We start from the raw sequence: 18,166 nt of genomic DNA on the forward strand, positions 1-18,166 counted from the left end.
ATAAAATGCAGGTTATAGCAGCTGCATCACCGCATATTTCGCTAAAAGCTGATGGAGTATGTTGCAATAGCAGTAAGCTCATGCCCCCCCTTTACCTTAGCGGCCGCAAATCTTTTAATAAAAGCCATGCTCCCCGTGAATCTCTGCCTAAAGGAAACAACGCTCTTTCCGGCAGCCTCTCGTTTTTTTTGAGGCGAATAGCTGGCATTTAAAGCCGCATTTAGCACCTTCCCGCCAGCCATACCATTCAGCTCGGTATAGTTGAAACCACACGACAATGCAGAGCTGACCTTCCCTTTGTAGAATTGCTTATTGACAGACACAAATGGGCCATAAGCAAGGTTTTTCATACCTCTACCATTCCCATAAAAACAAGTAAATGATTCGGTAAAGGAGAGCGCTAGCGCCTTTATCGAGTAGGAATGCGACACAGAACCGTTATAGAAGTTGGATAAATTAGAGGTATCCCTATGAATTAGCTTATCGCTACTTCGCTGGTAGCTTCCACTAAACATAACCATCTGCCGCCGCTCCTCGTCCCCCAGCATCCTACTCACCCCCAAAGTGGCCGTTTGATTTACCTGATAGAAGCTGAGGCTATCCATCTCGTCTTTAAAAAAAGGATCATCTTTAGGACGCACCCTTGTAAATCCTGTAAAATTGGAGTAGGAAGAGTTAAAAGACCATTTTTCATTTGGAGCATACGAGGCGTTTAAAGAGCCAACCATTCTTAACTCCGAATTTTGTTCGCGTCCATTTAGGTTGTTACGCTCTACCCCTACATTCGCAGCAAGGTTTATCTTCCCCTCCTTAAGAGAAATGGTTTGTCCAACCGTTAGGTTATCGAAATTATTATTGGCATAGTAGCCTCCTAAAGTTTCGTAGCCTGGATTCACCCGCTCATACTTTAGCTCTGTGGTAGATCGTTCTATTCGATAACCCAAAGAGACGTTGAAAGCGTCGCTACCAATAGTGCTGCTATTTGTTTTTATGGCACTCCCCAACAAAGGGCTCCGGCGAGCAGCTCCGTTGGCTAAAAGATCATTTGTAAGAACGGTTCTACCATACTCCCCATCGAAGTATAGGTTACTCCACAACCGCAGCCTTAGCTGTAAGGTTACAACCAAATTCTGCCGTCCTTTTAATATCGTATCAGAAGGAAGTTTTATGGAATTTAGGTCGTCCTTAGCCGTAAATAGCGAGAGGTTTGCTCCCGTTTCATCTCCCTCGTATCCGAACTTTACGCCATATCCCATACGCTTAAAGCAAGGTGTATTACGAGCTTCTTCATTGTAAGCAACCTTCTCCTTGAGCTGCCCATACATAGCAGCAACTCGCCAAGGGCCTGGTGATAGCTCAAAACCGCCACCCAAAAATGAGTGCCCAGAAAGAGAGTAGTTCGAAAAAGACATGCTTGTATAGCCTCCGTAAAGACGAACCCACTTATACCTAGGTGAGAGCCCTATTCTATTAAATGGCTGAGCATAGCTTAATCGCCTGCTAGAGTAGGCAAAAGAAAGAGGAATACTCCAATCTAAAATGGATATCCCCAAACTCCCTGTCACGGTATACGAAAAAGGATCTCTCTTGCCAGCCCCTTGCCCACTGTAGCTATAACCTGTAAAGGTGGAGTTCAAACTACCTCTGAGCTTTACTGGATTTTTCAGATCAATACTACCTAAATCCTGCGCCATAGAGGCTAAATGAAAGCAAGTAACAGATAAAATCAACAATATCTTTCTCATCTAACAACCACCTTTACCTCTCTATACTCGTTTAGACCATCGGGTACAACCTTCACTATGTACATAGAGTCTCCCCTTTTTTCAAAAACAAGATCTCCTTCATAGTAATCAGCACCCTTTACCCTTATTTGTCGAACCAAAACTCCCAGTATATTATATATAAAAATAGTTGCACCTTTGGGTTCATAAAGCTCCAAGCGATACTTGGAGTATCCATCCGATGGATTCGGGTAAACCAGGAAGTTCTTTATACCCGTTGCCCCTAATACTATTTTTTGACTACCATCATTTAATACCCCATTCTTTACCTCGATGGTCTTTGCAACAGTATAAAGGCAGTCGCCATAGTGCGCCTTCATTACAATCTGGTAAGCCCCTTCGTCCTTAAAAGTTACCAATGGCATTCCATTTTCCTCCCCTACCTGATTAATTGGAATTCCTCCGTTACTCAAATCCCATTCTATTTTATCGGGTTTAGGATTACACAAGTCGACCAATACCAGCTTATCAGCAACCTTAGAGGAGGTTACCACCAAAAAGTTTGTAGAGATAGTTCCTGCTTTTTGCTTTATCGAGACAGAAGAAGATGCCTGACAACCGTTAGCATCAACAACTTTCGCCAAATAATCTCCGGTTGGGGCCGCTTGCGCTAACGAGATATTTTCAAAAGGCCTCTCATTTAAGTAGAAGGAATATGGCATAATCCCTCCTTGAGCATCAAAAGTCACCAGTCCACTTGATTCGCCAGGACATGCGTCTTTCCAATTTATGCTAAACAAAAGTTTTGAAGGTTCCTTTATTGTGGTAAAGAAATCTTTGCTGCAACCCTTAGGTGTAGAAACTACAACACCATAAACGCCTGGCAACAATCCAGGCATCTCGGACGAAGAACTTCCACTTTCATTCCATTTATAGGTATAAGCAACGCCTGTCTTATTGACAATGCTAATACTCCCATCATTCTTTCCAAAACAGCTAACATCTCTAGCATTTAAGGTCACATCGATAGGAATATATTTTGACGTAACGGTAGCACTCGTAGAGGCCAAACATCCATTGGCATCTTTTACTTTAAGCAAATAATCCCCTGTTCCTAAACCTTTGAATACACCTCCTTCGCCATACGTATCATTTGTATTAGCAAACTTAAAGGGGGCAACCCCTCCGTCTACCTGAAGTTCTACAAATCCATCTGATGCATTTGTACACCCTAGATCGAGATTGCTAGCTAAAATTCCGAGTTTAAGTGGAGTTGGTTCTTTTAATTCGACTTGATCAGTAACTACACAACCAAAAGAATCTGTTACCTTAAACTTATAAGCACCAGCTCCTAATGCATCAAACTGATTATCTCGTAAAGAGGTAGAAATTCCATTGTATTCAAAAGTTACATTTGCACCTCCACCCAGCGTTTTTACCTGCAGGTTGCCAGTCTTCGACCCGCTACAGGCTATATTAAATCCACCGGCATATACAGAAGGATGAAATTCGAGACGGAGAGGCTCTTTGGCTCCATCAACAATAAGATCCCCACTATACATTAAAGAACAACCAGTCTCGTCATCCACCAACTTTAACTTATAAGCATCTGGAGATAACTCAACCTTATCTTTAAAGAGGCTAAAATAATCTTTCACCCCTACATAAAGGCTCAACTGTCCACTCCCTCCTTCTGCCGCAGCTTCTAATGAACCTTTTGTTCCAAAACAAACCTCATCCTTTACAATAGCCTTAGTAATCTTCGGCATAGTTAGGATTTTCACCTCGTTCGTATAATCTGTACAACCATACTTTGTATCCTCCATTCGAAATCGATATAGCCCAGGATCAACAGGAATTGCTACGTTAGAGACATTACCTCCAACCTCAACACGAGTAGTATTATTCCAACCTCCATCCTGCAAACTCTTATTCTCAAGATCTAAATGGAAAGAACGCTCTCCTACAGCAAACTGACCTTTAACTTCGGCTCGATTATTTACGCAAGGATGCTGAACGTCTAGCACATAGTTTAGCGGAGCAAGAGTCTTTATTTCAAGATTGTCAGATTGAGCCATGTCGCTGCTTGCACAGTATTGCTTTGTATTCTCCACAACAACTTTGTAGTTACCAGCCCCATACTTTTCAAACATGACAGGTTCGTTTACCATATTCTTTTTCTCTACCCTTTCGCCATTTCTATATAAGTTTACCGTATAGAGGTTATCTCCAGTAAGATTCGTAGGTTTTACCGTTATTCTCCCCGAATTGCTATTAAAGCATGTGGGGTCTACAGATCCTTTAATGGCTATTGGCAGAGGATCGCTTATTTCCACTGAAGTATAGTACGAAAACTCACCAGAGGTCACCTCCATGTCGTATAGACCTTTGCTTAACCCCTCAAAAACCATATTCTTAAATGGAATCACCTGTCCATTCCTCTTCAAACGGTAAGTATACTCACCTTGTGGATTTACAATGGTAATCCTTCCATCGTTTCCTCCAAAGCAGGTCGGGTTAACTGCATTTTTTTCAAAACGAATTCCGCTACCAACCCCTTCAAAGGTATAGGTCGAGTTTGCCTCACAGCCAAGCATGTCTGTCATTGTCGCCCTAAAATCGCCAGTTTTCGAAAAGCGGTACTCTACTGGAGTATTGGCTGAAATAGGTTTTCGTGGGGTATTTTCTACATTATTGAGCACAAACGAGTAGGGGGCATAGCCTCCAACACCCTTTACTACTAATAGATTCTCGGTAACCTCTGAGTTTTGCTTCTGCTCCTTCCTATCCAAAAGAATACGAGGTTCGTCTGCAGCCTGATTGAGGGTAATTTCGGGAGAAACCATTACACATTGCTTTTCATCAGCAACTTCAAAGATGTAACTTCCGGCACTCAACTTATCAAATACGGGCGTGCTGCCCCATTTCTCCGCTCCCTTAATGCGATATTGATAACCACCCCAACCTCCTTCGGTTGTTAGGGTAACAATTCCTGTAGCCTCACCATGGCAACGTATGTGGTAATGCTTATCTAGGTCTTTTATTACTGTCGGTGCAGCATGAATCCTTAAAGCTAACTTAGGCTCAACAACCTCAAAATCCTTACTGTCCGCACAGTAGTGGGTTCGTGCCTGTAAGGTATACCTGTCTGCAGGTAAGAGATCTTTATGTAAATCAAACCTCCTGTATGAATCATCTGGTTCTTCGAGCCTCTTTATATAGTATTCTATCTGATTCTTATTACCTGTATTTACAAAGGATACTTCAATAGCAGACTTCTCCCCCTTACATTTTACCGGCTTAACGGTAATTTTATCTATCTTAACAGATGGGTTTACCTCAATATTATCCTTTTCGCCTAATAAGCATTGAGTACTTTCGTCAATCAAGCGAAGTTTGTAGGTATTAGGCTTAAGCCCACCTTTTGAGAAGCTATTTCCAAACCCAATATCGTTAAACTCAAACCAACTTCCATCTTCCTTTTTCGCTAAATGCCACGATACAGACCTAGTATTGGGCGTAAAAGATGCTGTAATTGCCCCACCTGTATTTTCACGACAAGCAGCATCAACGACAGGCTCGAGTGCTACCTCTTTCAGTCTGTAAACCTTAACATCTTGTTCCTTACGGCAACCATTGGCATCGGTAACAACGAGCTTCGAAGAAGCGACTGCTCCCAACTTTGCAAATTCTGCAACCCTACTAAAATCTTTGATTGTTATCTCCATAAAATTGGCCTTATAAGGAGCAACACCGCCTTCAGCGGTAACCTTTAGTACGCCATTGCCATTTAACTTACATTCGGGTGTAGTTAAGGTGTCTAACGTCAGCGCTAGGGGTTCTCCTATGATTATGTTAGGATGCTTGATTGAGCATTTGCCATTCAATATCGTTAAGGTATACACATCTGATTTTAGCCCACCAAACTCATTGCCAGATAGGGTATAAGCAGTACTGTTACTCCCTGTCAACGAATATTGCAGACCTTCGACCTTGCCATCTAGAACAACCTTACCCGTCATCGTCCCAAAGCAGTCGGCATTAGACGAAACCACCTTAAAGGTTTCAGGCATCCTGAAACTGCTGGTTGTAACGCTAACCTCAAGAGGTTTTGACAAACACGAATTCTTATCCGATGCGGTAAAGATGTAGTTTCCAATAGCGAGATTCTCAATAGTAGTCATATTGTTGCAGGAAACTTCACCATTCTTGCTCTTATAAGAAATGTAGTACTTCCCATTATCGGATGTTCCACCTTCAATTTTCAGGGTTACCTTACCTTTTGGCTCTTCTGTACACTTCATATCGAGCACTGAAGTATCTTCATCGAGCAATAGTGAAACCTCTTTAGGTTCATCCACCTCATATGATAAAGGGACTTTACACCCTTTTATATCCTCAATGGATATTGTATGGCTTCCCTTCCTTACATCTTTAATGATGTACTGGCTACCACCAGTATAACCTGCTATCGGAAGATTATCGATAATGAGATTTTGGTATCCACCCCAACCTCCTTTAACTAACACCTGTACCGCTAGCGGTTTACCAGAGCAGAGCATCCTCTGTTGGGTTCCTTCGGGAATCTCTAATGCAAGCGGAATAACAGGTTCTGATAGTCGAATATACTGGCCTAACTTTAACTCTGTTCCTTCCTTATCAACCACCTTTACCCAGTAGGAACTTGCTTTAAGAGACGTTGCATCTTCAAGTAAAGCATAATTTCCAACCTCTGCATTAGAAGTCGTGTAAAATGAATAGGGTCTAACTCCCCCTTCAACCTGCAGGTTATCTATAAGTTCTTTCCCTGTCAAGGCATCACCGCTACATTTTAGATAAATGGATAAAAATTCGTTCTTTCCAATATCTTTTATAGCTGCTGATAATGAAGGATTAACTACAATAGAACTCTTTTCGGCTCCAACACCCAACGTTTTGCCATTTACTATCGAACTAGCTAGTAGCCTGTAGCTGCCAGATTCCACGTTGTCAAAAACCTCATACAATTTGGATGGATCCATCTCCAATTCCTTTGGGTTACTCTCATCCCCCTTTTTTATAAGGGTAAGTAGATAGCGGTAGGAGGCTCCCTCAACCTTCGCCTTGTTAATTATCTTCAAGGTTCCTTTCGCCCCCCCTCTAGGATGGATAATTTCAACCTCATAACTCATTAGCGGAACATATGCAACGCCCAAACTCTGTTCGTAAGGCTGACTGCTTTCACACTTCTCAATCCGAATATGAAAAGTTCCCCCTTTTGTGGCATAAAATTTATATATCCCTTTATCTACATCGAAGAATGCATCCTTCCACCCCAGCTCTCCTTCGTGCCTATATAAAACCTTAGATATCTTATTTTCACCAGGATTAATTTTAAAGGTAACAGGTTGCTCGTTTACTTTCAGCACACCATTCTCCATTGTCTCGTACACAGGATTTACTGGATTAATGCTAAGGTTCACCTCGGTTGGCTCCAAAATCTCAACTATCGTTGGCTCTTTTGCTTCTCCCTGCTTATTCTTAACAACCAATGAATATTGACCTGCCTCTAAGCCCTCAATGCTATAAGAGTTTTTACCATCGCTAACGTCGCATCTAGTAGTATACTTTTTAGTAAGGTGAGTCATTTCAATAGAAGCCAACTCCATATTCGACTCTCGTCCTGCAAGGCTAACATCAACACTACCATTCTTTGCCGAAAAACAACTCGCACCATGTGGAGCCGTTCCTACTTTTAGGTTTTCAAAAGGTTCCTTAACGCTGTAGTCAAGCGTTACACCACACTTATCATTACCCGTTACGGAAATTTTATAGTTGCCCGGCTTCAAGTTCTGAAAAAGAAAACTTTCAGAATTGCTTACCCCCTTTACCTCCCCATTGAGGCTAAATGTATAAGGCTTAACCCCTTTTTCAACAACAACTCCAATTACCCCATTCGGAGAGAGACTGTTTGTTACTCGTCCATTTGTTTTTTGTACATCTAATTTTATATTAATGTTTTCTGAAACTACGGTTTTAAGCACAGAACTACTTTTGCAGCCATTACCATCTTCTACCCAAAACTGATAATTTTCTGGGGTCAAATTGGTAATTCCGCCACTCCCGTACATAACAGAAACCGTACTGTTATCTGTTTTCGAGTAAAACTTGTATCCTCCAACTCCGCCACTAGCTTTCAGTACAACCGAAGCAGGTTTCATACACCTATACTCCAGATCTTCGCTTTGAACCTCAACACCTACACTAGCAGGATTGACAAGCTTATAGCTATGTGTATCCGAACACCCTAAGTCATCCGTCACCTTAACCGTAATATCTTTTTCGGACTTTTCGTAATTTGCAAGGCTATACAAAATAGGAGAGTTCGGAACAAGGTCTGTCATAGGTCCACCATTCAAACTATATTTATTCTGTACTGTTCCTGAACTAACCTTTATAGGTATTATAGCTTCGCCATTATGGCAGGGTACGTTAATCTTTTCAATGCTCTTATCAAGCACTATAGGAGACTCCGCTCCAACGGTAACCTCTAGGATGTTCGACTCGAACCCGGTTTTCACATCCTCTAATTTGATATAATACTTGCCAACACTAAAGTTATCATCCGTTGGCTTGTAAACCGTAAAGTCCGGATTAGACGACTTTCTAACCTTCCACCAATATTGGCCAGAACCCTGATTTTTTGCTCCAAATGATGGAATAATTTTCCCGGAACATTGTGCAACATCAACCTTATTTTGTAGTTCTATCTGGGGTCTACCATAAACTGTAATGCCTTCCACCGTATGCTGATTTTCCACTCCACCACAATTTTTTCGCGTAAATACAGCCCGATACACACCATAGGGCACTGCCGATACGATCTGAGATGTAAGCATATCCTTGCTATCCACCTTTATATTGCCAGCATTGTACAATTCATAGCGGTACGCTTCGTAGTTCTTTAGTCCAAAGCTTATCTGTGTTTTTGCCTCATCGCTGGTATATGTAATATTAGGAGTGGAGACCTCTATATCGATTGGATTAATAACGTTAAAAGGCTTTATCCATGTATCTTTGCAGCTCCCCGTACGATACTTAACGATTGCCTTATAGCTACCCTTAGGAAACGAAGATTCAACCACATCATTTCCCTCAAATAGGCTAACAAGCCCATCAACCCTTTCTCCTGCATTGGTATGACTAACCGTAATCAGCCTACTTGCCCCAACACAGCCCAAACCAAACTGTGTTTCTGCACCTCCGTTTAAACTTATATCTATTGCGGGAAACGAAGATTCAACATTGAAAACAACATCTGTTGGGTTGTTCAACTCACATCCCGAATCCCCATGCTTATATCTAGCAAAGGCAAGCTTATACCCACCAGACACCAGCCCTTGCACCTTAAAATTCCCGCTAGTATTGCTGAATGCAACGGCTTTGCCATCTGCTATAGATGTCAACGAAGGGGCATCCACCCACCAACCGTCAGTGAGTTCTAAGGAATAACCTCCATTAGGGCCATCATGGCAGATTTGCTTATCTACTTTTTGAGATGTCGACAGAGAAGGAACAAATACGACTTTAATACTCTTTGGAACTGAAACAACTCTCCCATCTTCCCCTAATCCTGTAAATATAAAGTCTATTCCCCCGTCTTTAGTTAAGGTACAATCCACCTCTTTCATTGTGTTCGAAGAGGTATTATCTGATGCGCTAAACGTTGCCGATGTGCACGATACGCTTACCCCCTTGTTCAGCTTAAGCTTTATAACTCGAGGGGTATTGGGGCAAAAGTAGTAGGTGTTATTTCCCGTTTCGTTAACAATCTCAAACATTTTATTTCCAAAAGAGGGAATGGTAAACTTTCCCTCCTTATAGCACATTTGACCAGGTTTTACTATATATCCAACCTCTCCATTTATAGCAATACCATCGAGATCGTTTTTGTTAAAATAATCTACGTTTGATCTAGAAATTTGGATTATGGCCGTTGGATCGTTTAACTTAAAAAGGTGACCTTCAACTAAACTTGGATCACAATTAATTTTAAATGAAACCTGATATTTACTTAAATTACCAGAAGCACTAAAGCAGGGCATTATCTTCTCTACACCTACCGCTGTTTGCTCTTGGATTTCTACCTTTCGAAGTTTTTCTTTGGATACCTCTGAATACAAACCGTTAATACTAGGATGAGAAGAATAAACTGTAAATCCTATGTACATTTTATTATTAATATTCTGCTTAAGAATATTGGCAGGAATGTCACAAAAGTAGTTCTGAGTTTTTTCCTCTAGTATTTTCTTTTTGGTGCTATTAGTGTCTGAATAGTACCACCACGTATAGGTAAAGCTAGGATCTCGATACCCCGTTTCAACCCGCATGGGACTAACTCCATCGAAGCAATATGGATCATATGAACCGTTAATTACAGTAGGAGCGGAAGGTTGCAATACTTCCGTTTCAGAACAATTAATATTAACAAAAGCAGAACTATTAACCAAAGGGCTCCCTGTATATTCCTCTTTTTCAAAAGAGAATTCATTCTTAAATGGATTTATAATTCCATTTATTATTTTAACTCCAATAGGGATAAAATCAATATAATTATAATCAACAACTATCGAAAAATCACCTGTAAACGTACTTGGAATATGATTCAGTTTTACAACATCATCGTAATTCATATATTTATTAAATTCTAAACCATTATAAAAATCATCACTGCATAATACATCTTCTTTTTCAAATTTAAAAGAACCATTCGCACCTACTCGGCAGTAGTACTTATCTTGTATATCATGCGATAACCAAACGATCCCTTTTAACCGAAACTGAATAACAGGATCTTGTCCATTTGCTAAATGGAAAGCACAACTCCCTATAAAAAGTAAAACTACTTTAAACGCCAATCTCATAAAAACTAATCCTTTAAAAGAATACTTACAACGTCAATTTTTTCACCACTCTGCCACAAACAGCCATAACAGAATTACCCTTTTCCAAGTGATAACGTGCCAGAGGTATCTCCAAAGCCTCTCCTGCAACAGAAACTTCTTCTAAGAGTTCCATCCCTCCACCGTACGAACCATAAATTTTTATCTTCTCTGAGGCTGACTTCGAGCCTTTAGCAACCACTAACACCCCTTTTTTTCGGTTTAACTCAAGTGATAGATCAAACCCAACACTCCCTTTTCTATCAACCCTTTTGGTACTTTGCTTTGTAACATTTCCTTGCAAATCTTCAACCAGGAGCTCATATCGAAAAGGCATCTTAACATCAAGGAGTCTATCCATCCAGCTGTAACGTGAAGCACCTTCTGAGAATATAGACAACTCCACAACCGAAGAATCATCATATACCCGCAACAACCTATAATGCTTTATATCTATGCTATAGGAAGCATTCCACCGAACAGACAAGCTATCGCCTTGATCTAAAACTTCGAAGAAACTGCATGGGATTGGAGGTATTGTATCAGGCCGCTCCAAAACCAAAGCTTCCGATATATCCGAATGGTTAAAGCGAAAATCAACCGCTTGAACCCTGTAAACAACTTTGGAAGTAAGTGAATTTGAGATGGTATCTTGATAGAGCGAATCCGCAACAGTACCCACCAACAGCGGCTTGTCCATAATGCTATTCGATCTATATACCTTGTAGGCTTTCAAATCCGCCTCTCTATTCCTAGCCCAAGCCAGCGAAACAATTCCCTTTCTAGATACCTTCCCTATTAGTTTACTCGGAATCGCAGGGGGAATAGTATCAATATTATCCACAAACAGCGTATTCGATTCAACATACTCGCCACTCGTTGCAAAAGATACCACCCTATAGTAGGACGAAGATGAAAACTTTTCATCGACGTAAGACTCCTGATTTAAAGGAATAAGCCCGCTAATGGGCGTAAATTTACTTTTCAAACTTTCCGATTTCATTACCATAACACCATCGCCCAACGCCTCTTTTCCTTCCATTTTCCAGGTTAAAGGGAGTTTCCCTGACACAGGGACTCCTGCAGATAACCGAATTGACGGATTTACATCCGATGCAACAGAAATGGAGAATGTATTTGATGGCGCCTCTGTAGTACCAAACCATGTACACCCTCTTACCCTATAGTAGTACCTCTTATTGGGAAGGACAGTAGTATCAGAAAATGTTACTATACTAAGGTCTTTGCCATTCAGTTCCATTGGAACAAAAGGCTTATCGTTAAGCGATTTAAATAACAATGAATCAACCGATCGCTCTACCAAATAACCACTGTAAAAACTAGGTAAAGGCTTCCAAGAGAGAGATATTTTTGCTTTTTGCGTATTCCCTTCTAGTTGTATGCTAGGGAAGACACTCTTTTGTCTAATATTTATAAAAGAAACAGCTGGCTTAACCAAGGATGTATCTACTCCGCTAATTGAAACCCGATAGGCGAAAAGAGAATCGGTCCCAGCATTCACATCTGCATACATAAGTCCCAGAAACTTTGCTACCGAAGATGAAAGATCTGCCATTAGCATGGCTATCCCAAAGCGATTTTCCTGCTCGTTAATTTGGTCTGCTAGCGAGGAATATGGTTTCGAATCAGGGTATAGTACGCCCAATAGCGATTCCATCGTAGTGTCCTTCCTCGCTAAGTGATCAAGCGAATCCTTTCCAATAGTTTTTACCAACGCTAACCGCTCTGGAATCGGTTCCACACCCTTTCTGAATACGATTCGCTCTACTGTGCAACCATTTTTCATTGCCAACTTCCACGTCCCGAAATCAGAGGGAGCCCATCTTAGAAAGATCTTTCCCTGGTGGTAGTGCGTTTTAAGAAAAATCGTTCCTTCAGGTTTATCTGCTAATGCGATGTTCACTAAAAGAATGAAGAGCACTCCTAAGCATCGCTTCATCCAATTCCCCCATCTTTTCATATTATGCGTATCATTATTCATTATACCAATTCTTAGTAGGTTAGGTTTACCTGGTTAGACGTCGTCACCTCTCCTCCTGGTCGCACGTAAGTAATGCGTACCGGATATGCTCCTCGATCTGTAAATGGAAGTGTTGAGAATACAAGTTTTTCCAATGAAGGACAGATTGGCTTTTTATTAAAAAATGCGGCCGCGGCATAATCCTGTAAGGCGGAGAAATCACGATAAACCTCAAGGCCAAAGTTGTAATTAATTCTCATCTTATAGCGCCCTCCCTGCGGCCTAGATATCATATTCCAATCCATCATATTGGCAGATGTTATACTACATGAATTCACAGGAGGCACCACTCCGTCTTGTCGTTCTACGGCCTTACATGTCGAATAGACAAATGGCTTAATTTTCCCACTATACCAAGGATTGGACCCGTCTGCAACAGCCTGAACTCTAACAGCCCCTCCTTCTTCAAGTTCCGTATTATCAAAACCCTCATCTAGATTTTCGTCTAAGTAAAAGCGAGTATAAGGCGTATTTTCAAGTATTCTAAAGAACTTGTTTACATCTATCTGACTTAACTTCTCACCTAAAGCCCTGTATTTACTTGTTCTAAAATTAATGGCATAAAGTAGTTTTTCCTCGTCAACAGTTAGTTCACCTTTTGCCTCCTTAGAAGCTGTTGATATAGAAAGCGTATCGGCCTTATATGCTTCAGTAGTAGTGCTAGTAACATTCCGATCCAATCCTCTTACTTGGGAAGGAAACTTTACCAGCTGCAGCTCATATACCTTAGCAAGCTCAAGTTGTGCTGGGATTGTAAATCCGACCTCATTTGTTGAAGGATTAAACTCAAAAGGAACATTTATAGCCCCCTTATCCGAATTAAACTTGGCTATCAGGTTCCACTCTACTCCTTTTTCCTTTTTATTAAAAAGATACTCCATTCCTCTCCTCTTCATTTTAACATAGCCTTTCCCATACTCATCCCTATAGAAGTTGCACTGCTGCTCTTGAGGATAGGTGTATTCAACGTTGCTTGGAACAATATAATCTGGTGCTTTCCCTGTCTCGAAAGTAAATGATTTCTCTTCTACATCCAGTTTCCCTTCATGAGAGCAATCTTTCCAATCCCCTTGTGGCTCTTTCTCCTGCCATCTCACCTTTACATTCATGGTCACCTTACTTTGAGGAGGCAAAATTTCATCTGTATTCAGAACTAGAACATCTCCACTACCATTCCATACCGGACTACCAGCAACTTCACGGCCATTAGCCGTAACCTTAAACCCGTCCAGCAACACGCGGTAGCTCTTGCCTTTCGAATTAGGAGTATCCAAGGAAAATGTTTTATTCAAAGCCATATTAAATGCAACTTGAGGGGAAGCAAATACATCCACTTCCTTTGCACCTCCCTTGGGTGTTACATCCCCAATAACTTGGATATCAGCTAAAGCATTAGCACTTTCCTCCGGAATACACCGCTCACCAACCTCAAAATGATAGCGAATATTTCCTCTGACTAACCCACCCAATATTCTAAATCGTCCGCCTATGGTTCCATTTATCCAAGTTGGATTGGGTAACTCTGCTTGAAGTAAAGCGGCAGCACCAACGTCAAGAATATCGAACGATCGGCTTCTAAACTTTATGCCAACATTTCCCTGCATATATACATATACCTGTCCCAATGCATACCATCCGTTAATCCCCATAGAGCCTGAACGACCTTTACAGGTCGATTTCACATCACGCAACATAACGTCTAAACCACCACCTAATTTCAACTTAGCATAAAAAGGGCCGCATTTTCCCCCTGCCGACATGCTTAAACAGGACCCAAACCCAAAACATTTTCCACCTTTAAGGCTTGTCATATCCGGAGGAGTCACCTTGCCCAATAACTCCCTGCACTCATCTGGCAGAGAAAAAGATTCATTAACATCTCCTGCTATAAAATAAGATTTAGCCTGTAGCAAACCAAACGCTTCCAGCTGAATCGGTTTTGCTGGAGTTCCTATTTTAACATACCAAGACCCCGGCGCAAAGTATAACTCCGCATTTCCAACCAAATCATCGGCACCTGTCCCTCTTATTATGTTTAATACATTTACATAAGCTGCCGCAGAAGAATAAAATTCATTTTTCTTAAAGTTGTAGCTCATTTGCATCTGCGCCTTTAACTTTGCGGAACTTGTACCCGTGTTTATAAATTTGACCTCCCCATCAAAGCCAAGGGCTAAAATTCCTCCTGAACTCGAAAACTCAACCTTGAGCATGGTATTTGCATCTACTGCTTTTGCAAGAGTCATTCCAACCCCTGATTTTAAGCCCAAGGCAACATCCTTCTCTGGAATATAATCGTCAATATTAATTTTCCCATAGCTAACGCTTTTCTCCTTCATGTGGTAATATACCCCACCCTTAAAACTTGTAATAAAAAGAGGAGTCGTACCTAAAGGGATATTTAATCCTACGTCGGCACCGGCATACCAATAGTGATAGGAATCCTTTTTCCCAAATCGAATCCCCATGTCCACTCCTTTAATTATACCAGCTATAGAGCAAGACACTTGTCCTCCAAAACCATCTCCATAAACTGGATCATCCTCCTTAACCTGTATTTTCCCTTCAAAAGACAATGTATTCGCAACAGATGCGCTCAACGCAATTTCCTTAAGATCGAATCGCTTAATCCCCCAACCTAGCGCGGAATTATTTTTCCCTGCAGTCATCGATATTTGGCTTGTTCCTGATATCGAAAATCCTTTAGAGCTTCCGGTAGACTCACTTTGATGTAAAGCGACCGTCGAGTTAATATCCAATACCAGATCACCACCTGATTTTTTTGTGTCAAGATTATTAATCAATAAGGAAAAACCTGCTAGGGAGGCTATATTTGATTGATCATTCAAAGAAAGGCGAGAGACTCCAATATAAGGGCTAACGGTGGTAAGCATCAACTCCTCAAATTTAACATCCATTTTTAATGGCTTCCTGTCAATAGACATTTCTCCGCTAAGAATTGCTTTAGGAATCAACTTCCCGTTAAAAGAAGATACCTCTATTGACGAACTCTTATTGAGTTTAATTTTTGCACTAAGACAAGGGAATGAATACTCCTTATCGGTTGTAATTCCAAGCGCAAAATTGTAATTACGATTATGATTTTCATCATAAGATACATTAGCATTATAATCCATTGGCTCATCATTCAAATAAGGAACCTTAATAATACCATTGAATCCTGCTCCTATCAGCTTATTTTTCACGAGTTCCAAATTGAAACCCGAAATAGAAAAAGGCCAACCCATTTGATCCTTAGATTCGGAACCACCTATTACATTGCGAGTTTCCAACTTCATCGAAACTCCATCTTCATCTAAGATTAAGTTTCGAAGTGATAGCTTCATATTACTTGATGACGGAGAGAGTTCTTTCGGAAACGTTATATCGATATCGCTTAACGCAATTCCTCTCCACAATTCGGGACTCAAGCCTTCGGGAAAATAGTTTAAAGGAAACTCTACGCTAGAGGGGTTTGCTCTGTCGCTAAAGTCTAATGTGGCATGCTTCACATTAAAAACAAAACCTTTTATAGGTAATATCTGAAAAGGATCTAAAGAAACGTCAACTAGAATATTATTGGCATCTGAGATATCTACTGCAAATTTTGTAGATAAAACGCCAACCCCATCAGCCTTTACTGCAAAATCGCTAGAAAACTCAATAATCCCTTCAAGGTGGATTTTTTCTATTCCTTTACATGAAAATTGAGCATAAGTTCCTCCTTTTGATAAAAATTTCAACTTATATTTTCCATTATCAAGAACTGTGCAGTCCTTCATGAGCATCAACTTTACACCATCCGAGACTTCAAGCCCATGAGAATGAAATCCAACTCCTTTTGCTCCAAATGCTAAAGGGATCTTTGAACCTGGAAAGAAAAATTGAAAAAAGACATCAACCGTAGACCTGTTCGATGAAAATTCGGCATTGGTGACAGCAGCAACGTATGGTTTATCTCCAATTTTTCTAACAATACCGATAGGTAGTTTCATCTCCTTCGAGGGATCAAAAGTGTTTACCATATTACCGGTGCCACTTAAGGATTCAAATAAATGCATCACCTCATTTGCATCTGCGATATCTTGTGCATACGTGAGGTTCGAAAATACCAATAGCAATAAAACTAGAGATAGTAGTTTTATAATCTTCATCATTATAACCTAGAGGTTTGAATTTATCAAATGCGATGACGCAGAAGCGCGAAATAAAAGACCTAGTAATTGTAGATTTTCAAAAGATATTTCCCTTTATTATCCGCCAACCATTTTCGTGTTTTTTGTTGAGCAACTGAAAAATCATCAAGCAGCTCCCCAAACTCATCTACTTCAACAGGAAATCCCTCAATCCCCTTTGCAACTTCTGATATAACATAGTAGCCACAAGGGATAAGATTTGAAGAAGATGGATTCATCGATCTACATTGCAGCGAACCGTCTAAAAGGATTTCTATAAGCTTATCGTATATTTTTTTTTGTTTCACATAACCGAAATCTGGTAGTAAAAGAATGAGGCTTGAGCCTTCAGTCTTAATCTTTTCCAATCGAGAAAGGACTATCGAAATACTACCTTCATCTCCCATTCTTGCCAAAGCGAGCGACATTGACCATTGACTATTTGCAGATACGACCTCCCTAACTTGTATTGATTTTAAAGAGTCTTTCGTATTTTCACCTCCGATATAACCTAGCAATTTTAAATGCTCCCCTGAGTACCCGTTGCGTCGAGAAGATTTCAATATTTGAGAGATATCTTTGCTGGTAAAATAGGACGGTTTAAATTTTTTGAGCAAAGAAACAACGTTACTAACAACTTCTGGTTGAAAATCGTCGAGTCCCTGCAAAACAACAGATAAGGCAAATTGCTTAACTGGTTTTGGATCGGACTCCTCCACAAACCCTGCAAGCAAACGGTATGCTTCACCCCTAAAATTCTCATTTGAGTCTTTTGCATACCGAGATATCGACCTTAATAAGTCAAACTTATCAGACTCTTTCGAAAGAGACTCCAACGCATGCACATTGGTTTTTTGTTTCCCAAAATCTGAGAAATAAACATCAACATTTTTCTGAACCCCCTGTGCTCCAGCCACCAAAATCACAGAAAAATATGTTACGATTGATATTACTAATAATTTTTGCATACTATATTTATTTCATCACAAAGCTAACAATACAACCATCTCCATTAATTACACTATTACTATTTAACCATAAATATGTAGTATAATAAAAGAGAACGCACAATATTCTCAAAACCCTCACACATACCCCAACGAATAAATTTGCACAATAGCAGATTTATCACCCTCTAAATCTCCGAGCCTCATCTGTGACGGCATGTATATGCGACTCTGTATATTTATATCCAGTGAAGAGTGTAAAAGGTTATTGCAGTAGCAACTCCTCTCTCCAAAACCAACCCAAACTGCCTACAGAGGTGCTATAGCCTACATAATTGCTATATTTGCAGCCTCAAAG

5 protein-coding genes are annotated in these 18,166 nt (G+C 40.5%); all 5 read right to left on the reverse strand.

The features are described from left to right. Positions 1-41: 41 nt before the first annotated feature. The 5 genes from L990_RS14685 to L990_RS14705 are packed head-to-tail and all read right to left on the reverse strand — an operon-like array spanning position 42 to position 17,829. Complete coding sequence (locus L990_RS14685; RefSeq protein ID WP_156121619.1) at positions 42-1,745, reverse strand: hypothetical protein; 1,704 nt, start codon at positions 1,743-1,745, stop codon at positions 42-44. After that, on the reverse strand, positions 1,742-10,627 hold the full coding sequence (locus tag L990_RS14690; protein ID WP_047450933.1) for a SprB repeat-containing protein: 8,886 nt from the start codon (positions 10,625-10,627) through the stop codon (positions 1,742-1,744). Before L990_RS14690 ends, L990_RS14685 begins: the two co-directional genes overlap by 4 nt. A 25-nt stretch (positions 10,628-10,652) precedes the next feature. After that, a complete protein-coding gene (locus L990_RS14695; protein WP_156121620.1) occupies positions 10,653-12,647 on the reverse strand; it encodes a fibronectin type III domain-containing protein in 1,995 nt (664 codons plus the stop codon). Between the two features lie 11 nt (positions 12,648-12,658). Beyond that, positions 12,659-16,843, reverse strand: coding sequence for a hypothetical protein (locus L990_RS14700; RefSeq protein WP_156121621.1), 4,185 nt, complete (start codon positions 16,841-16,843; stop codon positions 12,659-12,661). A 59-nt stretch (positions 16,844-16,902) separates the two neighbouring features. Then, the gene (locus L990_RS14705) at positions 16,903-17,829 is read right to left on the reverse strand and encodes a hypothetical protein (protein ID WP_047450938.1); all 927 of its coding nucleotides are present in this window, start codon (positions 17,827-17,829) and stop codon (positions 16,903-16,905) included. Positions 17,830-18,166: the final 337 nt, after the last annotated feature.

The sequence above is a fragment of the Alistipes sp. ZOR0009 genome, assembly GCF_000798815.1.
GTDB lineage: Bacteria > Bacteroidota > Bacteroidia > Bacteroidales > ZOR0009 > Acetobacteroides.